This window comes from Desulfomicrobium macestii, assembly GCF_014873765.1.
Taxonomy (GTDB): Bacteria; Desulfobacterota; Desulfovibrionia; order Desulfovibrionales; family Desulfomicrobiaceae; genus Desulfomicrobium; species Desulfomicrobium macestii.
This window is the reverse complement of the sequence record NZ_JADBGG010000013.1, coordinates 87,432-105,403: the sequence shown is the minus strand read 5'-3', so window position 1 is coordinate 105,403 and position 17,972 is coordinate 87,432. Positions and strand designations below refer to the sequence as shown.

The 17,972-nt window shown below is 59.2% G+C and carries 19 protein-coding genes; 5 read left to right on the top strand and 14 right to left on the bottom strand.

What is annotated here, in order from left to right:
* Nucleotides 1-185 precede the first annotated feature (185 nt).
* The 10 genes from H4684_RS10120 to H4684_RS10085 all read right to left on the bottom strand — a co-directional run bounded on the left by H4684_RS10120 (nt 186) and on the right by H4684_RS10085 (nt 7,342).
* Nucleotides 186-1,184, bottom strand: coding sequence for a GDP-L-fucose synthase family protein (locus H4684_RS10120; protein WP_192623632.1), 999 nt, complete (start codon nt 1,182-1,184; stop codon nt 186-188).
* 37 nt (nt 1,185-1,221) lie between these two features.
* Nucleotides 1,222-1,407, bottom strand: a complete 186-nt coding sequence (locus H4684_RS21250; protein ID WP_407644767.1) for a Fic family protein — start codon at nt 1,405-1,407, stop codon at nt 1,222-1,224.
* 329 nt (nt 1,408-1,736) lie between these two features.
* Nucleotides 1,737-2,825 (bottom strand): GDP-mannose 4,6-dehydratase, encoded by a 1,089-nt coding sequence (gene gmd, locus H4684_RS10115; protein ID WP_192623631.1) that lies wholly within the window; start codon nt 2,823-2,825, stop codon nt 1,737-1,739.
* 129 nt (nt 2,826-2,954) lie between these two features.
* A complete protein-coding gene (locus tag H4684_RS10110; protein ID WP_192623630.1) occupies nt 2,955-3,239 on the bottom strand; it encodes a hypothetical protein in 285 nt (94 codons plus the stop codon).
* A gap of 28 nt (nt 3,240-3,267) precedes the next feature.
* Complete coding sequence (locus H4684_RS21245; RefSeq protein ID WP_407644766.1) at nt 3,268-3,417, bottom strand: hypothetical protein; 150 nt, start codon at nt 3,415-3,417, stop codon at nt 3,268-3,270.
* 10 nt (nt 3,418-3,427) lie between these two features.
* Nucleotides 3,428-3,745, bottom strand: coding sequence for a nucleotidyltransferase domain-containing protein (locus H4684_RS10105; protein ID WP_192623629.1), 318 nt, complete (start codon nt 3,743-3,745; stop codon nt 3,428-3,430).
* A 116-nt stretch (nt 3,746-3,861) separates the two neighbouring features.
* Complete coding sequence (locus H4684_RS10100) at nt 3,862-4,179, bottom strand: nucleotidyltransferase domain-containing protein (protein ID WP_161949044.1); 318 nt, start codon at nt 4,177-4,179, stop codon at nt 3,862-3,864.
* Nucleotides 4,180-4,207: 28 nt separating this feature from the next.
* On the bottom strand, nt 4,208-4,732 hold the full coding sequence (locus tag H4684_RS10095) for a winged helix-turn-helix domain-containing protein (RefSeq protein ID WP_192623628.1): 525 nt from the start codon (nt 4,730-4,732) through the stop codon (nt 4,208-4,210).
* 109 nt (nt 4,733-4,841) lie between these two features.
* Nucleotides 4,842-5,126, bottom strand: a complete 285-nt coding sequence (locus H4684_RS10090; RefSeq protein ID WP_192623627.1) for a ComEA family DNA-binding protein — start codon at nt 5,124-5,126, stop codon at nt 4,842-4,844.
* A 251-nt stretch (nt 5,127-5,377) separates the two neighbouring features.
* A complete protein-coding gene (locus tag H4684_RS10085) occupies nt 5,378-7,342 on the bottom strand; it encodes a peptidase U32 family protein (RefSeq protein ID WP_192623626.1) in 1,965 nt (654 codons plus the stop codon).
* A 249-nt stretch (nt 7,343-7,591) separates the two neighbouring features.
* Here H4684_RS10085 and H4684_RS10080 point away from each other — a divergent pair, with 249 nt between their 5' ends.
* Entirely contained in the window at nt 7,592-8,638 is a 1,047-nt protein-coding gene (locus tag H4684_RS10080) for a tetratricopeptide repeat protein (protein ID WP_192623625.1), read from the top strand.
* A 3-nt stretch (nt 8,639-8,641) separates the two neighbouring features.
* Complete coding sequence (locus tag H4684_RS10075) at nt 8,642-8,845, top strand: hypothetical protein (RefSeq protein WP_192623624.1); 204 nt, start codon at nt 8,642-8,644, stop codon at nt 8,843-8,845.
* A 24-nt stretch (nt 8,846-8,869) separates the two neighbouring features.
* Here H4684_RS10075 and H4684_RS10070 read toward each other — a convergent pair whose 3' ends face one another.
* The 3 genes from H4684_RS10070 to tnpA form a co-directional block, all read right to left on the bottom strand.
* A complete protein-coding gene (locus tag H4684_RS10070; protein ID WP_318779631.1) occupies nt 8,870-9,589 on the bottom strand; it encodes a pseudouridine synthase in 720 nt (239 codons plus the stop codon).
* Nucleotides 9,583-9,942, bottom strand: coding sequence for a hypothetical protein (locus H4684_RS10065; RefSeq protein ID WP_192623623.1), 360 nt, complete (start codon nt 9,940-9,942; stop codon nt 9,583-9,585). The genes H4684_RS10070 and H4684_RS10065 overlap by 7 nt, the downstream gene beginning before the upstream one ends.
* An 84-nt stretch (nt 9,943-10,026) precedes the next feature.
* Complete coding sequence (gene tnpA, locus H4684_RS10060; protein ID WP_192623622.1) at nt 10,027-10,443, bottom strand: IS200/IS605 family transposase; 417 nt, start codon at nt 10,441-10,443, stop codon at nt 10,027-10,029.
* 23 nt (nt 10,444-10,466) lie between these two features.
* Here tnpA and H4684_RS10055 point away from each other — a divergent pair, with 23 nt between their 5' ends.
* From H4684_RS10055 to trmFO, 3 genes are all read left to right on the top strand, one after another.
* Nucleotides 10,467-11,732, top strand: a complete 1,266-nt coding sequence (locus H4684_RS10055; protein ID WP_192623621.1) for an RNA-guided endonuclease InsQ/TnpB family protein — start codon at nt 10,467-10,469, stop codon at nt 11,730-11,732.
* Between the two features lie 102 nt (nt 11,733-11,834).
* Nucleotides 11,835-14,546 carry a cation-transporting P-type ATPase gene (locus H4684_RS10050; RefSeq protein WP_192623620.1) on the top strand — a complete coding sequence of 904 codons (2,712 nt, stop codon included), beginning with the start codon at nt 11,835-11,837 and terminating at the stop codon, nt 14,544-14,546.
* A gap of 136 nt (nt 14,547-14,682) precedes the next feature.
* Nucleotides 14,683-15,984, top strand: a complete 1,302-nt coding sequence (gene trmFO, locus H4684_RS10045) for a methylenetetrahydrofolate--tRNA-(uracil(54)-C(5))-methyltransferase (FADH(2)-oxidizing) TrmFO (RefSeq protein WP_192623619.1) — start codon at nt 14,683-14,685, stop codon at nt 15,982-15,984.
* A gap of 141 nt (nt 15,985-16,125) precedes the next feature.
* On the opposite strand, the gene H4684_RS10040 is transcribed toward trmFO, so the two are convergent.
* Nucleotides 16,126-17,865 carry a plasmid recombination protein gene (locus H4684_RS10040; protein WP_192623618.1) on the bottom strand — a complete coding sequence of 580 codons (1,740 nt, stop codon included), beginning with the start codon at nt 17,863-17,865 and terminating at the stop codon, nt 16,126-16,128.
* Nucleotides 17,866-17,972 lie beyond the last annotated feature (107 nt).

Sequence of the window (17,972 nt, the reverse complement as noted above, 5' to 3'; positions counted from 1 at the left end):
AAAAGTCGGTTCTCAGAGCTTGCGAAGCGACAATTGTCCTTCAGTTGAAAATTTTTAGGTCGAAAGTCGCCTGGATTTTCGAAAAATATGGTTGAAATTTCGAGCCAACAACGTTGGCAACACTTATTCACGGATTCAGGTGATACCTTCTATCTGTTTTCATTGCGAATGCTCCCCTGCCATTCTCAACCCTTAACAAAATCCCCATACGTCAACCCAATCCCCTCAGGCAAAGCAACACCCGGTCGCCAACCCATGCCGCTAATCCTCGACACATCGAGCAGCTTCTGCGGCGTCCCATCCGGCTTACTCTCGTCAAACACAATCTCACCCTCAAAACCCACAACCTCCGCCACCATGCCCGCAAGCTCAGCAATGGTCACGTCCTCTCCGCACCCGATATTGACCAAAGGTGGTTCATGATCACTGAATAGGGTTTCGATTTTCTCAGCCTCGCCCATCAGAAACACGCACGCACCTGCGAGATCGTCGCTGTAGAGAAATTCACGACGCGGCGTACCCGTGCCCCAGACCGTGAAACTTCTGTCACCCCTCACCTTGGCTTCATGAGCCTTGCGGATCAGGGCGGGCAGGACGTGGCTGGTTTGCAGGTCGTAGTTGTCGCCCGGGCCGTAGAGATTGGTGGGCATGACGGCCAGATATCTGGTGCCGAACTGGCGGTTGTAGGCCCAGCACATCTCGATGCCTGCGATCTTGGCCACGGCGTAGGGACGGTTCGTGGGCTCCAGAGGGCCGCTCAAAAGATAGGATTCACGGATGGGCTGCGGGCATTCCCGAGGGTAGATGCAACTCGAGCCCAGAAAAAGGAGTCGTTGCACGCCGACTTGATAAGCGCTGTGAATGACGTTGGTCTGGATGACCAAGTTTGCGTAGATGAAATCCGCCGGGTAGGTGTTGTTGGCATGAATGCCGCCGACCTTGGCGGCGGCCAGAAAGACGTGGCTTGGCCGTTCCTTTTCGAAAAATGCACGCACTGCGGCCTGATCCATGAGATCAAGCGACTCCAGACGCACGCGGCCTGAGGCAGTGGGGCCGAAATCCGGTGCCTTGCGATGGATGGTACCAAGGATATTATCGTAGCCTTGGGCCAGCAGGGCACGCACCAAGGCGCTGCCAACCATTCCGGCCGCTCCGGCCACGAGGATTTTGTCTGTTTTGTTCATATGTTTGTCATCGTTACGCGCTGTCCATTTTTCACTATCATACTGGCCTGATTCGATATTTTTGCAAGCGACTCTTGGGCTTCTCGGGAATGGTGAGCTCTATCATTCCAGATTCGAGCAAAGCACGCACCACTTTGTTGAGCTGCCCCGATACTCTCTTCTGCCCAAGCCGAGCTGAAATCGCGGCCTTGCCTGTGGGCCTTTCCGTCAGAATTCGCAGCACACCGTTTTCCAACGACTCTGGCTGTAACTCTGGCTGCGACTCTGGCTGTGACTTGCCTGGGTGGCCGAAGACTCTCGGAATTTAAGGCATGGATTCCCGCCTTCGCGGGAATGACACACTGCCCGTGCGCCACGCCAGGGCCATTTCTGAACCTGCTCATCCGCAGCTTTCTTAATGTTATCCCCGTTATATCATTCGCCACTGAGGCTGTTCAAAAAGGTTCGAGGGCAAGGCGCAAGGTGAAAAGGGGTGCCGAAGTGTAGCTGCCTACATGAGGATTCCATTTTCGCCGCAGCAACGCAGCAAACGGGCCTTTTTCAACAGCCGCTTCACTCCTGCGGCGTATTGACGCAAAACCCCGCCCGCACGCACAGCTCTTCCTTCTTCGCCTCTTCCAGGTCCGCGCGCACCATTTCAGCGACCAGCTCCCGGAAGCTGATCTTCGGCTTCCAGCCGAGCTTCTCCTTCCCCTTGGACGGATCACCAAGCAGGGTCTCCACCTCGGTGGGTCTGAAATAGCGCGAATCCACGGCCACAATGGTCTTGCCATTGGCCGGATTCACGCCCTTCTCGTCCACGCCTTCACCGGAAAATTCGATGGTCATGCCAAGTTCCCTGGCCGCCGCCTGCACGAAGTCGCGCACGGAGTGCTGCTCGCCCGTGGCGATGACGTAATCATCCGGAGTCTCCTGCTGCAACATGAGCCACTGCATCTCCACGTAGTCCTTGGCATGTCCCCAGTCGCGCAGGGCGTTCAGGTTACCAAGATACAGGCAGTCCTGCAGGCCAAGGTAAATCCTGGCCATGGCCCGGGTGATCTTGCGGGTGACGAAGGTCTCGCCGCGCAGGGGCGACTCGTGGTTGAAGAGGATGCCGTTGCAAGCATACATGCCGTACGCCTCGCGGTAATTGACAGTAATCCAGTAGGCATAGAGCTTGGCGCAGGCGTAGGGCGAACGCGGATAAAAGGGCGTCTTCTCGGTCTGGGGGACTTCCTGCACCAGACCGTACAGCTCCGATGTGGAGGCCTGATAAAAACGCGTCTTCTTCTCCAGCCCCAGAATGCGGATGGCCTCCAGCATGCGAAGTGCTCCCAGAGCGTCGACATTGGCCGTGTATTCCGGGGTTTCAAAGGAAACCTGCACATGAGACTGGGCAGCCAGATTGTAAATCTCGTCAGGCTGGACCTGCTGGATTATCCGGATCAGATTCGAGGCATCGGCCAGGTCGCCATAATGCAGAAAAAACCTGCGGCCCTGCTCGTGCGGATCCTGGTAGAGGTGGTCCACGCGATCCGTATTGAAAAGCGAAGCCCGGCGCTTGATGCCATGAACCTCATAGCCCTTGGCCAGCAGAAACTCAGCCAGATAGGCCCCGTCCTGGCCAGTGATTCCCGTTATCAAAGCTTTTTTTATCATAAAACCATCTGAAAATTTATATGGTTGAAAACCGTCTTCATAAAACCGCGACTCTGACCGATCAAAAACAACTGTGCCAAGACGCAAACCGGTCTTGATGGGCGAAATCTAGCCGTTTACACGAGTATTTCAAAATCGAGAAGCAACACTGTCAAGACCGGTTTGTAAGCGGTCTCGAAGCGACCAATCCGCCTCAACCTTGCGCAAAGCCGTTAACCACGGGAAAGCCGTTGCGTCAAACTCTTCTTGGAACGTATGACAAGCCTCGCCACTCCAACGCATTGCCTTAGTATGTAATACGGAAAATTTCATGAAATAACCACGTTCGATTAAGCGGGACATGGAGGCAACGCGGAAGAAAGGGGCAAGTCTTACTTTGCCGATCCTTCCGATTTCATTCGCAATCTTGCCCATTTAGATGCCCTGGATCTGCAACCTCTCGTCATCCTCGTTCGCGAACCTTGCCTGCGAAAAGCGGCCTCACTTTTCCCAGCCCACCGCGCCTGCCCAGCCATCCCTCAACTTCGCGCATATACTCCGCGAAAGCTACCACATGTCGTTCAGCAACATCATGAACAATCTGCCAATTCACGGCGACATAATCATGCGCAAATTTGTTGCGAATTTCCCGAAGCTCTGGCGATGCGTAAAATTTCAGGACGACTCTTGCGATCCGGGTAATCCACTAGCACGTCTATTTTTTGTTCCCCAAGGGCCAGCTTGACCTTGGCCAAAAAACGAATCTGAGCTTCCAAAATTGCAGCTTGCCCTGTCTTGTCGGTCTCCACCAGCAGGTCGATATCACCACCCCGCCGAGAATCATCTATGCGAAATCCGAAAAGAAAAACCGTGGAGTCTGCTCCGAAAGCCTCTCGCGCCGCGTCGCAAAGAACCCGACGCTCTGTTTCTGTAATATGCATACTCCCTCCTCACATCAGAACCACTGCCTGGCCACCCGAAGGGCCACCATAATCATCTAACGTCTTCCATGGAACATACTTATACTCGTCAAATATTCAAAATATTCCTGGGAATACTACACAATTTCTTCTCCATGCAGTCTGATCTCTTCCACAAGCGTGCCCCCAGCGGCAAAATCCTCGGGGCTGAATGGAATTGGCTCAATATTATTATTAATCTTTCTGCGAAGCGGAACAATTTTACGTCGGTCCATGAATCGATCGCCTGTAAAAAATGGCGAAACCAAAGCCACATCCACGTCGCTTTCTTCTCTTGCCGTGCCTCGGGCCCAAGATCCGAAAAGAAACGCCTTATCCACGGAAATTCCGTTTTCACGAAGAACGGCGATATACTTCCTGACATCCTGAATCACGAAAGCTTTTTGAGAATCCATGCTTTCATCTCCCCGAGACAACCGATCCTCACACCACCTTCCAATGCGGCCGTTGCAAAAAAGTCTTCTTCGAATTCTCGAATTCATCCACGCCGATGACCATGACCCTCAGCTTGCGCCGGATTTTTTCTTCCGTGAGGCGCACATACTCGCCCAGCCTGTCCGCCTTGACCTCGCCGACGATCAAAAGGTCGATGAGCCCGGAGTCCTTGCCCAGGGCGTAGTCGTCCAGGATGTAGACCGCGTGCACGTCGCCAAGGTCCCGGCGGACGTCTTCGACCACCCGGTCGATGCCAAGGCTCTTTTTGACGATGGAGTGCAGTTCAGGAAAAATGGGGTGCTTGGTGTTGGCGCGAAAAAAAAGGGAGCGGCCCTGTTTGTTTTTTTCCAGATAGCCGGCTTCGGTCAGGCTATCGAGTTCTTCCTTGACGGCGTTGGGAGAGACTGCGAATTCCGTTGCCAACTCCCTGAGATAGCAGGACACGTCAGGGTTGAGAAAAAGCTTGAGCAGCAATTGAATGCGTGTTTTCGAGGAAAATAGTTCAGAAAGCATGGGCTTTTCGTACAGCCATTTTGAACGATATGCAAGAAAGCAGGTGACAAAAAAGCGACTCCCCGCAACTTGAGGGGAGCCGCTTCAGCGAGGATGAAAACCAGCCGAACTACTCTTTTACCTCCTTCTTTTGGCCTACGGTGACACGATCCTTGATGGTCTCGTACTTGGCCGGACCAATGCCCTTCACTTCCTGAATCTCCTCCACCGTGGCGAACGGATGGGCTTCCCGGTACTCAACGATCTTGGCGGCGGTCACCGGCCCGATCCCGGGCAGGCTCGTGAGCTCCTGCACGGTCGCTGTGTTGATGTTGACCAGGTCCTGCGCAAAGCCCGGGGCGGCAAAAAAGCCCAGCAGCAAAACGCAGATCATCACGTGCAACAATTTCTTCATCAAATAACCTCCTTATGAATTTCGGAGGATCAATGCATAAATTCACGCCAATCCACAATATTGATTTATCAATGTACGAAACAAGTGAGCATCATGGATATAAACACATACATGATTCCACTATGTATACGAAAAACAAAGAACGCTCTTGCCAAATACATAGCATTTATTACGACATGCAACTACGTAAAAGCATAAAAAAAGCAGGCCTGACAAATCAGACCTGCTCCGTATCGGACATGCAAAAATGACTACAGCATTTTCAAATCCCAGTTCCAGAGCCCTTGGCGCTCCTTGATCGAGACCTTCTCAGGCACCGGCTCGTGCAAACGCGCCAAAAGCGTGTATCCGGCCTTTTCCAACTCCGTCCATTTTTCACTCAGATCGATTTCCCAGTTGGGGAAGGTCCAGACCAGTCCGCCGTAGGTTCTTGACCAAAACTGCTCGCCCTTGGGACTCTGGAACGGTTCGCGCTCACGCAGGTTTTCCGAACGGATACGCGAGACGCACAACGGATGGATGCCCTTGACCAGAATGCCGAGCGGCAAGGGCGACAGGGCCGGCAATTCCAAAAATCCCTGGCGATCCAGTTCCGGGCTCACAAAGGCCCCGGCAAAGCCCATGCGGGCAAGCTCCGCCAAGGCCAGCGGGTTGGCCGTGTTGCACATGGGCCCGGCCCAGAAAGTCTGGCGTTCGGGCTTGCCGAAAAGCCCCATCTGCCAGGGCGCGTTCAGTACGAACTGCCGGGCTCCGAGGCGGGTCATGTTGTCCAGGCACTCGGTCCAGGCCTTTTCCTCCCCGGGCCAGATCACGGGCGGCAGCCACCACCAGATGCGACCGAAAATATTGCGGGAGATATTCCGCTCCACGCCAGGGGTGAGCCATACGGCCTGCTCGCTCTGATTGCCGAGCCTGGCCGGAAGGCTGCGCCAGACGTCCATCTCGCGCGGCTTGCCCTTGCGCCGAACGGATCTGGGCAGGGTCGGCGAAAAGGTTGACTCCTTGGTCGGGCGGTCGAAAGCCAGATCTTTTTTCAGGTCCGCGATCAGGACTTGCAACTCCCGCTCCCGGCGGTCCACCAGAAAGACCGGAGCGCCCTGGGGAGCGGGGCGTCCCTGGCCCTTGGCCAGCTCCAGACGGCCGCCCTTGGGGATGTCGCGCCGAATTTTCACGGTCTGATGCCCGGCCTGATCCTCGTAGCCGATGCGCAGCAGATCGCCGCTTTTGAGCGGCTCGCGCGGGGAGACGTAGGCGGCCTTGAACCCGCCCTGAACCTTGCCGACCATGTGCCCGGAAGCCGTTTGCTCCCGGTCGGCGATGGGGTTGCTGGGCCGATGCCCAAGAAAATTGTAGTGCGAGGACGGCCGCCCCAGCGCCATGTCCAAAAGCCCCAGAGCCGCCTTGCGCTGGGCCGGATCATCGCCGGCGTCACGCAGCATGCGATAGGCCGTGACCGTGTAATACACGTAATGCGGCCCCTTCTTGCGCCCCTCGATCTTCCAGGAACAGGCCTTGTCCACCCCGCTCAAAGGGCGCACCAGCACGTCCAGGGACAGGTCGTCGCAGGAAAAGAACGAGGTCTTCTGGCTCTTCTGCTGATACTGACGGCGGCAAGGCTGCACGCAACGGCCGCGAAGACCGCTTTTGCCGCCCAGATAACTCGACCAGTAGCACCTGCCCGAGACGGCATAGCACAGCGCGCCATGCACAAACACCTCAAGGCCCAGCTCGTCGGGGCAACGGGCGGCGACGGCCTTGATCTCGTCAATGGACAGCTCCCGGGGCAGCACCAGCCGGTCCACGCCCAGCGCCAGGATCTGCGGCAGTCCGGCGATGGTTCCGCCGTTGGCCAGAGTGGAGAGATGCAGCTCGCCCTTGAACCCGGCCTGCCGGGCCAGCGCGGGCAGTCCGAGATCCTGCACGATCAGCGCGTCCGGCCCGACTTGGGTTTGCAGCCGGTGAATGAGACGGCCGGCCTGGTCCAGCTCGGGAGTCTTGAGCAGGTTGTTCATGGCCACATGCACGCGAATGCCCTTGGCATGGGCAAGCTCGGTCAGGGCCGCGAGCTCGGTCAGGGAAAAATTCTCCGCCTCCATGCGCGCGGAAAAATTTTTAAGCCCACAATAAATGGCGTCGGCGCCGGCGGCGATGGCGGCCAAAAAGCTGTCAATATCACCGGCCGGGGCGAGAATTTCGATTTTTTTCTTGATTTCCATGGGAAGACCAACGGCCCTGGGCCGAAAGTTGATGTCCGCGGGCGGGAGGCCAGCGGCGCTGCTGCGTATGAAAATTGATCAAAAGGCAGGCGAACTTATTCCGGGTAGCGTAACGGGCAGGGGGGATGTCAAGGACCAATACGCGGCGGGAGCAGCCGAATGCTTGTGAACTACGCACTAAACGCGTAAGACAATTGCCCAGCACCACCTAAGAACACGTAGGAAAACAGGACATCTAAGCACATGGGAATGACGGATCTCGTTTTCGTGGCCACAAGCCAAGACTCCCTTTTCCAGGAAACCAGGGATCACCTTGCCAAGCTCGGATACAGCAACTGCGCGCGATTTTCCTCGGGCAAGGCGGCGGTGGAATTCATCAAGTTCAATCCGGCCCGGATCATCATCGTCGACACGGAAGTCGAGGACCTGACCATCGCCGAGTTCGTCAGCGCCCTGCGCGAAGTCCGGCAGGCGGAATATCTCCACATTCTGGTCATTTCGGCGGAGCGGGCCGAGGAGTTCGTGCTTGGCGTCATCTCGGCCGGATGTTCGGGACTGGTTTTGCGCCCCTACAACCTGTCGGCCCTGGAAAAGCATATGGCCCAGTCCAGAAAGATGGTGCAAACCCAGGACAGCGATCGCGAAACCGTGGAGCAGGCCGAGACGCTCATCGTCCAGGGCCGATACGAGGACGCCATCGGCGACCTGACCCTCGTCGTCAACCAGGAGGACGAACAGGCCAGTCGCCTCTTCTTCCGAGGCTGCCAGTTTCTGGTGGACAAGAAGTGGTCCGACGCCATCCAGGCCTTCAACCAGTCGCTGGCCCGCAACCAGACCTTCATCAAGGCTTACGAAGGACTGGCCCAAGCCTATCTGGGCAAGAACGACACCGACCGCTATCGTCATTACCTGCAAAAAGCGGCCGAAGAATATGCAAAGCTCAACAACTTTGCCAAGGTCAAAAAAATATTCGTCGAAATCGTCAAATACGACATCAACGCGCCCAATCCATACAATACGCTGGGCATCAGACTGCGTCAGGAAAAACAGTACAAGGAAGCCATCCAGGCTTATTTTCAGGCCGTCCAGCTTAGCCCCAAGGATGAGAACATTCACTACAACATGGCCAAAGCCTATTTCTGCGATGCCCAGCCGGCAAACGCGCTGGAATGCATCAAACTCGCCCTGGGTCTGTCTCCGGAACATATCGAAGCGCTCAAGATGTACCGTCTGCTGACCGGCATATCCTGGGAAGACAATTCAAACGCCCCCTTTCAGCCGCCCAAGGGGATGTGATCCATGGCCAAATTCAGCACCTGCGCCATTTGCGGAAAACTGGTCGATATCGATCAGGAGTCGCACACCCTGTTTCATTGCCGCAACTTTCTGCTGCGCTCCTACTATGGTGAAAAGAACGAACACCGCCGCGCACGCCTGCAGGAACGCATCGACGCCCTGAACGCCCGCATGCGCGTCAAGGGCAACAACCTGCTCGATACCTGACCGCGTCTCCAGCAAACACAAAAGCTACATCCTCGAAAAACTTCCCGCGCTCCTTGGCCACGCAAGGGCGTCCAGCGGCCCCAGGGCCTCAAGGGCGCTCCTGGTCGCATCCTCCAGAAACATGACTCCGCTTTTGGGCGGGCAGGCGTAGGCAAAATCCTTTCCGTCCAGGGAAAAACGCAGGGTGTGGGCGTGCAGATACATGCGATCCGGCCACTCCGGGACAATGGGATGATAGAGGACATCGCCCAGGACAGGCGCGCCCAGACTCTTCATGGCCACGCGCAGCTGATGCGTGCGCCCGGTCATGGGTTTCAGGACGAAGAGGCGCAGGCCCGGCCGCACGGACCAGCTCAGAAACCGCGTCCTTGCCGGACGCTCCATGGTCCGGGCCAGCATCCAGCTACCCCGGCGCGAACGGATCATGTCGCCCTGAATGAGCCCCTGCTTTTTGTGCGGGGCCATGTCCGAAAGGGCGACGTAGTATTTGCTCACGGCGCGTTCCCGAAACAGCCCGGCCAGGACCCCGGCCCACTCCCGGCTTTCGGCCAGAAGCAGCAACCCGGAGGTGGCCTTGTCCAGACGATGCACCGGAAAAACTCTCCGGCCCAACCGATCCCGGACCAGAGTGCACAGCCCGGGACGGCCGTCGCAATCATGAAAATCAAGCCCCGGGTCTTTGTGCACGACAAAAAATCCGGGCTCCTGTGCGATCACTTCAAAATCCGGCGAGATGATCACCACCGCTTGTTCTTCTTTTTGCTTGGCGGATACGTGGACCTGTGCTCGTCATAACGGTGATACGGTTTGTCAAGATCGAGCTCCATGCTCACCGGACTGCCCAACCGAACCCGCAGCGCCCGCGGCAGGACCACCGCGCTGCGCCATCCCCGGTCCAGGTAGAAATAGATCTTGCGGTCCAGATCAAAATACACCCCGACATCCGGATAATAAGAGTAGCGGTACGTAGTGCGGTAGCCGTAGGCCGGGGCGTGATCCGGCGGCCCATGCCGCTGCGGCGGCGCGGCGGGCGCGATGACGCAGCCCTGAATGACGAAAACCGTGAGCATGAGCAGCAGCCAGTTTTTCAGTCCCATGGATACCTCCCGGTGTTATTGTTTGCGCCCTTCACACCTTGAACCAAATTCCCGACGCATTCTCCATCCTCGTCCAGGGTGGAGTTATTCGGCGTCTTTGCCCTGATTCTGGATGTATTTCCTGATCACATCAAGCGGAGCTCCGCCCGCGGAGAGGACGCAGTACGCTCGCGACCACAGGACTGGCTTCCAATAGTGTCTCGCCAACTCCACTGCGAATTCCTTGCGCAGCTCTCGGGAGCTGATGGTCTTGAGCGTATTCACGAGCCGCGACGGCTGGACGTTCGGGCTCGCATCCACAAGCAGGTGGACGTGGTCCGCCTCGCCGTCCATTTCGACCAGAATGCACTTGGCGTTGTCGCAGATGCGACCGAATAACTCTTTCAGGCGATCGCGCATGGCGTCGGTCAGTGCCGGCCTCCGGTATTTTGTCACAAAAACTATGTGATAAAATATCCTGAAAGAGCAGTGAGAATATGTGTTTAGTATTGACTTTTCCATAGATAACTGTATATAGTTTTATCATGTCGAAGGCAATAAGAAATTGCACACTGAGGCTGTATCCAACAGCCAAGCAAGCCAGGCAGCTTGAGTCCTGGCTTGAGTTGCATCGACTGCTCTACAACCAGAGCCTCGCCGAGCGCCGGGACGCCTGGTGCGAGGGGAAGCGTTCCGTCTCCTACAACGAGCAGCAGAACGCGCTGCCCGCCATGAAGGAGGAGAAGCCATGGTACTTGCCGCTTGGTTCTCACGCCCTTCAGGAGACCGTCAGGCGCGTGGACCGAGGGTTCAAAGCTTTCTTCCGCCGCCTGAAAAGCGGCCAGAAGCCCGGGTATCCACGCTTCAAGGCAAAGGATCGTTTCGACAGCTTTACCTATCCCTGCGTTGCGGGCTGGAAGCTGACGGAACTCAGCAGCGGCCGCGGCGTTCTTGCCGTGACCAACTTGGGCCACATCAAGCTTAGAGGGACGTGTCGAGTGAATCTCCTAGGGCTGGATCGAAAGCAGATGACCTGCTGCACGATCCGTAGAAACTGGGGTAAATGGTACACGACCATCACCTATCACACGACGCTGTCCGCGCTTGCCAGGCCCGTAGCCGAGGATCCAGAGTCCATGACCGGCCTTGACGCTGGGCTTAAATCGCTTGGTGTCTTGGCCGATGGCACCGAGATCCTGCGCAAACGCCATCTCAATGAGGACGTGGCCATGATCAAGGCCGCCAGCCGTAGCATCTCGCGGAAGATGAAAGGCTCCGCGAATCGCAGAAAAGCTGTGCGCGAACTGTCGCGCATCCACGGGCGCGTCGCGAACCGGCGCAAGGACTATTTAGACAAGACCGCGGCCAAGATCGTGTCCACCACGTCATTCCTGGCCGTGGAAGACCTTGCGGTCAAAAACATGATGGCAAAAGGTGGAATGTGGAAGCGTGGACTAAACAAGTCCATGGCTGACGCTGCCCTCGGACGTTTCCTGATAATACTCGGCTACAAAGCGGAAGAAGCTGGTTGCCAGTTTGTAAGAGTGAACCCCAGGGGCACGACACAGGACTGCAGTCGATGCGGAGAAACGGTTCTAAAGACCCTTTCCGATCGCATTCATAACTGCCCCCATTGTGGACTGGTCATGGATCGTGATCAGAACGCCGCCATCAATATACTTTTCCGGGGCCTCGCCCTGGCCGGGCGGGAACCGTCCGCGGTGTGGAGGGATGTCAGACTCGGCCCTAAAGCCGAGCAATCCCGTCGAAGCACGAAACCCCATCAATGCGTAATGCATAGTTGTGGGTAGTTCATGTTTGCCATTATGTGCTCTACTCAGTAAACACTCGACTTCCCAAACCCGACGATACCATATTGTCCTGTACCATCACAAACACGAGGAGCGCTCCATATGGACTGTTTTAGCGGAAAACTCTGGCATCACCTGCCTTCCAAGGATGTTCTCGAAACTTTTCAGGTTGACCCGGGCAAGGGCCTTGATACCTTGCAGATCAAGTGGCGGACCGACGAATTCGGCCCCAATGCCCTGACCACGCGCCGGGGCAAAACCAAGCTCGAACGCTTTCTGCTCCAGTTCCACCAGCCCCTAGTCTACATCCTCATCGCGGCCGGAATAATAACCGCGGCCCTCGGGGAAGTGGTGGATTCAGGAGTCATCATAGGCGTGGTCCTGGTCAACGCCATCGTCGGCTACATCCAGGAAGCCAAGGCGGCCGGGGCGCTCGAAGCCCTTGCCAATTCCATGATCACCGAGGCGGTGGTCATTCGTTCGGGCGCCACTAGGCGCGTGGCGGCTTCCGAGCTCGTGCCCGGAGACATCGTGATTCTGCGGTCGGGCGACAAGGTTCCGGCCGACCTGCGCCTCGTGGCCATCAAGGATCTGCGCGTGGACGAATCGGCCCTGACCGGCGAATCCGTGCCCGTGGGCAAATCCACGGACCTCCTGCCCCAGGATGCCGTCCTTGGCGACCGCCGCAACATGGCCTACGCCTCCACCCTGATCACCTACGGCCAGGCCACTGGCGTGGTCGTGAGCACCGGCGACTGCACTGAAATCGGCCGCATCTCGACCATGGTCTCCGAGGCCGACGAACTGGCCACGCCCCTGACCCGCAAGATCACAAGCTTCAGCCACATCCTGCTCTGGGCCATCCTGGCCCTGGCCGCCCTGACCTTCGCGGCGGGCGTCCTGCGCGGCGAAAAAGCCGCCGACATGTTCATGGCCGCCGTGGCCCTGGCCGTTGGCGCCATCCCCGAAGGCCTGCCCGCCGCCGTGACCGTCATCCTGGCCATGGGCGTCTCGCGCATGGCCTCGCGCGGGGCCATCATCCGCAAGCTCCCCGCCGTGGAAACCCTTGGCGGAGCCTCGGTCATCTGCTCGGACAAGACCGGCACCCTGACCGAAAACCAGATGACGGTCACCGCCATCTTCGCGGGCCGCGCCAGCCACGAGGTCAGCGGGACAGGCTATCGCCCCGAGGGTTCCATCGAAGGATTCACCGACACGGATCAGGCCCTGCGTACGACCCTGCTGGCCGGACTTCTGTGCAACGACACCCGCATCGAATATCTGGAAGGCGGTGAAAAGGTCATCGGCGATCCCACCGAGGCGGCGCTCATCGTGGCCGCCGGCAAGGGCGGTCTCGACCTTGAAGCTGAATCCAAAGGCCTGCCCCGGCTCGACACCCTGCCCTTCGAATCCGAACACCAATACATGGGCACCCTGCACGACCAGGGCGCGGACACCCCCCGTCTGGCTTTCTTCAAGGGCTCGGTCGAAGCCATGCTCGATCGCGCGACCATGGAACTCCTGCCCGACGGCAGCCTTGCCCCGCTAGATCACACCGCAATCCGCGCCGAGGTCGAACGCCTCGGTCTCGGCGGCATGCGCGTCCTGGCCATGGGCTGCAGGGAACTGCCCAAGGACGCCTCCTCGCTTGATCATGGCGATGTGACCTCCGACCTGATCTTCCTTGGCCTCACGGCCATGATCGACCCGCCGCGTCCCGAGGCCATCAAGGCCGTGCAGGCCTTCCACCGCGCCGGAGTCAACGTGAAGATGATCACCGGAGATCACGCGGTCACGGCAGCGGCCATCGGCCTACAGCTAGGCCTTGGCATAGAGACGTGCCCCGGCCACCCGACCTGCCAGGTCATGAGCGGCTCTGAGATGGCCCTCATGTCCGATGAAGAACTGATCGCCAAGGCCGCGGACACATCCGTCTTCGCCCGTGTCGCCCCGGATCAGAAGCTGCGTCTGGTCATGGCGCTGCAGAATCGCGGCGAAGTCGTGGCCATGACCGGCGACGGCGTCAACGACGCACCGGCCCTGAAACAGGCCGACATCGGCGTGGCCATGGGCAGAGGCGGCACCGAGGCGGCCAAGGAAGCCTCGGACATGATCCTGACCGACGACAACTTCGCCACCATCGAGGCGGCCGTGGAAGAAGGCCGGGGCGTGTATGACAACCTGCTCAAATTCATCGTCTGGACCCTGCCGACCAACGTTGGCGAAGGCCTGGTCATTCTCGCCGCCGTCCTGCTGGGAGTGGCCCTGCCCATCCTGCCGGTGCAGATCCTGTGGATCAACATGACCACGGCAGGATGCCTCGGCCTCATGCTCGCCTTCGAGCCCAAGGAGCCGGGCATCATGGACCGCGACCCGCGCGATCCGCGCATGCCCATCCTGGACTCGGAGCTGTACATCCGCATCATGCTTGTGGGCGGCTTGCTCCTCATTGCCGCCTTCGGCCTCTACGAGTGGGAACTGCAGACCACCGGCGTGCAGGAACAGGCCCGCACCGTGGCCGTCAATGTCTTCGTCATGGTCGAAGCCTTCTACCTCTTCAACAGCCGCTCCTTCACCCGCTCCCCCTTTGCTCTGGGCCTGTGGACAAACCCGTGGGTGGTCGCCGGATTCGGGATCATGATGCTCCTGCAGCTCGCCTTCACCTACGTCCCGTTCATGAACGTCCTGTTCGGCAGCGCGCCCATCGGCCTCCTGCCCTGGCTCAAGATCATCGGAGTCTCGATCCTGGCCTTCATCATCATCGAACTCGAAAAATGGCTCCGCAACCGTCCGGCAAAGGCCGTCAGAGCATAGACCGGGGAGGCCCGCCTCCCCTTTTTTCCCTGATGCCCGATCCGCGAAAAACGGATCGGGCATCATTCATAACGATTGACCACGGCGCGACCATGGGCCACAAGTCCGCCTTTCACCACCATCACGGGAACAAGAGATGAGCACTACCTACGCAATCGTCGGGGCCGGACTGGCCGGATGCGAAGCCGCATGGCAGCTGGCCCAGGCCGGATGCGACGTTGTCCTTTACGAGATGAAGCCCCAGCGCTTCTCCCCCGCCCATCAGAGCGAGGGCCTGGCCGAACTGGTCTGCTCCAACTCCTTTCGCTCGTCGGAGCCTGAAACCGGCATCGGCCTTTTGAAACTTGAAATGGCGGAGCTTGGCAGCCTGGTCATGGATGTGGCCAAAGGGGTTGAAGTGCCCGCCGGAAAGGCGCTGGCCGTGGACAGGGAGCTCTTCTCCCGTGAAATGACCAGACGCATCGAAGCGCACCCGCGCATCACCCTTATGCGCCGCGAAATCACCAGCCTGGCCGAACTTGACGGACAGGGGTACGCCGCCCTGATCGTCACCGCCGGTCCCCTGGCCAGCGACGCCCTGTCCTCGGACCTGGCACGCATCGTCGGACAGGATTCACTGGCCTTTTACGACGCCATCGCGCCCATAGTGCTCACGGAGTCGGTGGACATGAACGTGGCCTTCTGGGCCTCACGCTACGCCCCCGAGGACAAGGATTACCTGAACTGCCCCATGAACGAGGAAGAGTACCTGGCCTTCGTGCGTGCGCTGGTGGCCGGAGAAAAGGTCGCCCCGAGGGAGTTCGAAAAGGAGATTCACTTCGAGGGCTGCTTGCCCATCGAGGTCATGGCCGAACGCGGGGAAATGACCCTGGCTTTTGGCCCCTTAAAACCCGTGGGCCTCATAGATCCGCGCACCGGCGGGCAGCCCCATGCAGTGGTGCAGCTGCGCGCCGAGAACCGGGAAAAGACGGCCATGAACATGGTCGGATTCCAGACCAAGCTCAAATACGGCGAACAAAAACGCATCTTCGCCACGATTCCCGGCCTCGCGCACGCCGAATTCCTGCGCATGGGCAGCATCCACCGCAACACCTACGTGCTGGCCCCGGAAGTCCTGACCCCCACCCTTGAACTGCGGGCCCGGCCGGGCACATATCTGGCCGGTCAGATCAGCGGCGTAGAGGGATATCTGGAGTCGGCCGCAACAGGCCTGTGGCTGGGACTTTTTCTGGCGGGCAAGCGGGATCTCCCCCCGGTGGAGACGGCCATGGGCGCGCTCCTTACCCACCTGCGCACCCCGGCCAAACACTTCCAGCCCTCCAACGTCCACTTCGGCCTCATGCCCGCCCTGAACATGAAGGCGCCCAAAAAGAAACGCAAAGCTCTCTACGCAGAGCGAGCGCGGAAAGTCTGGAAAAGGTGGATGGAAGGGGAATAGGGAAAGATGCCTCCGGCAGACAGGGGACTCGTCCCCTGCACCCCTTATTCAGGCATGATCGACCCCTCCGTCGGGCCTTAGTGGTTAGGCGTGGTCAGGAGATCCGGCACCTCTATTGTTAACCTGTTTTTTCAGTTACAGTTAAGGCCCATCCCATCCCTGGGCCTGCTCGGCCTGCTGTTCGACCTCGGCCTGCTGTTTGGCCTCGGCATCGAGGCGCTGCTGCACCTGGTCACAAGCTCGCTGCACCATGGCCTCGACGGCCGTACCGGCTACGGCGGCCCGGATGTCGACCAGGTCGTGCCCACGGTCCACCCAGGCCTCCACCTGGTCCAACGGGTCGGCCTCGGCAAGCGTGGGGTGCCCGGCAAGAGCGAGACGCGCGAACGCGTCCAGCGCCACGGAGCGCAGATCCACGGCTTGTTGGACCTCGGCCTCGCGCACCGCCACGGATTGCTCCCGCTTCCGGACTGCCGCTATTTCGCCCTGTAGGGCGGCTTCGCGAGCTTGCAAGGACTTTTCCTTGACAAGGACTTCTCTGGCTGCCTCGAAGGCCACTGTGCGGCCGTAGGCGTCCAGCTCATCGGACGTGTACAGCTGCGCTTGCTCGGTACGCATGCCTATGCCGAGGGGACCGCGGCCGGTTACGACCTCGAAGGTCTGGCCCGGGTGCTGGCGCTCGGCCACGGCCTTGGCTTGGGCCAGTGTCTTCGACAGGACCGTGCGCAGCCGGTCCACCTGTGCTTGGGCTCCCTCCAGGCCAAGCTGGGTGCGCTCGTACTCGGCGGCCAGCGCCTCGGCCTGGGCCTGGCTACCCTGCAGCCTGGTCTGGGCTTGTGTCACGGCTGCCTCGGCCTGAGTCTGCGCGGCCCGCGCGGCCTCGACAGAGGCTTGGTCGGCCTGGAGCTGCGTCCGGATCTGCGCCACGGCGGCAGTGGTTGCCACTAGCTCGGCCTGGGCGGCGGCCATTGCTGCTTGGTCGGCCTGGAGCTGCGCTTGGACCTGCTCGACGGAGCCCTCGGCCGCAGCTAGGGCGGCTTTCGCGGCGGCGAGCTGGCGGGGCAGTTCCCGCTGGAGTTGCTTGACGCTCTTATGCTTGGTCGTTGCGGTAGTTTCGCCTCGCGCTTCGCGCTCCTCTTTCCGCGTGCCTCGGTGGAAGCCGAGGTGCGCAAAGGGCGCGGCGGCGATGTCCTGCAGGCGGCTGCAATCGTCGGGCTTGTAGCGGACCTTGGCGCCAGACGTGGCCACGGCCATAAACATGACCTGCACGTGAGGGGTGTATTCGTCGCGGTGGACCACCGCGCTGATCAGCTTCGCACCCATGTCCTGGCGCACGGCCTCGATAGCCTCTTGGAACAAGCGGTCTTGCTCGGCGGGGTCAAGGGCTTCGAAGATGGGCTGAGCCTCGGCACCGAAACCTATGAAGACGCTAATGGCGACGATTTCGTCTCGCTTGTACCTCTGCCGGCAAGCCTGTTTGGCCTTCCACGCCGCCTCGATGGCGGCCTCATCTCCAGAGGCCTTGGCCTTAGCGTAGCGTTTGGCGGTGCGCTTTTTGGCGGCGACCTTCATCTTCTCATTGAGGGCGTGGAGGCCCTCGTGGTCTGGCACCTTCTCGGCGCTGATGAAAACCGTGTGGAGGGTTGATCTCGTGGTGTCCACGTAGTCGGGGACCAGGTGGCGGCGAGGCTCCGACAGGGGCTCCTCGCCAGCCAGATCCTCCCCGATGTCCTCGGCCTCGACGCGCAGGTCGTGAGCCCTTTGGCCCACGTACTGACGCGCTGAGAGGCCTTTGATGCGGGTGATGACGGTCATGCTCATGGCCGTCCTTATATCGGGCTTTCGGGGCCGAGTCCAGGACTTGGTTAAATTACTATCCAAGTTGCTATAAGAGGCCGACTGAGCAAGCTCTGCGAGTTTCAAAACCCTCACGCGTGCGGGAGGGCGGAGTCCATGGCCCTCCTGGAGATTGTGCGGGAGGTCAGCAC

What these genes read in the sequence shown, in the direction of transcription:
- H4684_RS10105 (WP_192623629.1), bottom strand. Translation starts at nt 3,745, where the DNA reads ATGCATATTACAGAAACAGAGCGTCGGGTTCTTTGCGACGCGGCGCGA.
- H4684_RS10055 (WP_192623621.1), top strand. Translation starts at nt 10,467, where the DNA reads ATGTCGAAGGCAATAAGAAATTGCACACTGAGGCTGTATCCAACAGCC.
- gmd (WP_192623631.1), bottom strand. Translation starts at nt 2,825, where the DNA reads ATGATAAAAAAAGCTTTGATAACGGGAATCACTGGCCAGGACGGGGCC.
- H4684_RS10075 (WP_192623624.1), top strand. Translation starts at nt 8,642, where the DNA reads ATGGCCAAATTCAGCACCTGCGCCATTTGCGGAAAACTGGTCGATATC.
- H4684_RS10095 (WP_192623628.1), bottom strand. Translation starts at nt 4,732, where the DNA reads ATGCTTTCTGAACTATTTTCCTCGAAAACACGCATTCAATTGCTGCTC.
- trmFO (WP_192623619.1), top strand. Translation starts at nt 14,683, where the DNA reads ATGAGCACTACCTACGCAATCGTCGGGGCCGGACTGGCCGGATGCGAA.
- H4684_RS10120 (WP_192623632.1), bottom strand. Translation starts at nt 1,184, where the DNA reads ATGAACAAAACAGACAAAATCCTCGTGGCCGGAGCGGCCGGAATGGTT.
- H4684_RS10080 (WP_192623625.1), top strand. Translation starts at nt 7,592, where the DNA reads ATGACGGATCTCGTTTTCGTGGCCACAAGCCAAGACTCCCTTTTCCAG.
- tnpA (WP_192623622.1), bottom strand. Translation starts at nt 10,443, where the DNA reads ATGGAAAAGTCAATACTAAACACATATTCTCACTGCTCTTTCAGGATA.
- H4684_RS10050 (WP_192623620.1), top strand. Translation starts at nt 11,835, where the DNA reads ATGGACTGTTTTAGCGGAAAACTCTGGCATCACCTGCCTTCCAAGGAT.
- H4684_RS10110 (WP_192623630.1), bottom strand. Translation starts at nt 3,239, where the DNA reads ATGGGCAAGATTGCGAATGAAATCGGAAGGATCGGCAAAGTAAGACTT.
- H4684_RS10090 (WP_192623627.1), bottom strand. Translation starts at nt 5,126, where the DNA reads ATGAAGAAATTGTTGCACGTGATGATCTGCGTTTTGCTGCTGGGCTTT.
- H4684_RS10085 (WP_192623626.1), bottom strand. Translation starts at nt 7,342, where the DNA reads ATGGAAATCAAGAAAAAAATCGAAATTCTCGCCCCGGCCGGTGATATT.
- H4684_RS10100 (WP_161949044.1), bottom strand. Translation starts at nt 4,179, where the DNA reads ATGGATTCTCAAAAAGCTTTCGTGATTCAGGATGTCAGGAAGTATATC.
- H4684_RS10065 (WP_192623623.1), bottom strand. Translation starts at nt 9,942, where the DNA reads ATGGGACTGAAAAACTGGCTGCTGCTCATGCTCACGGTTTTCGTCATT.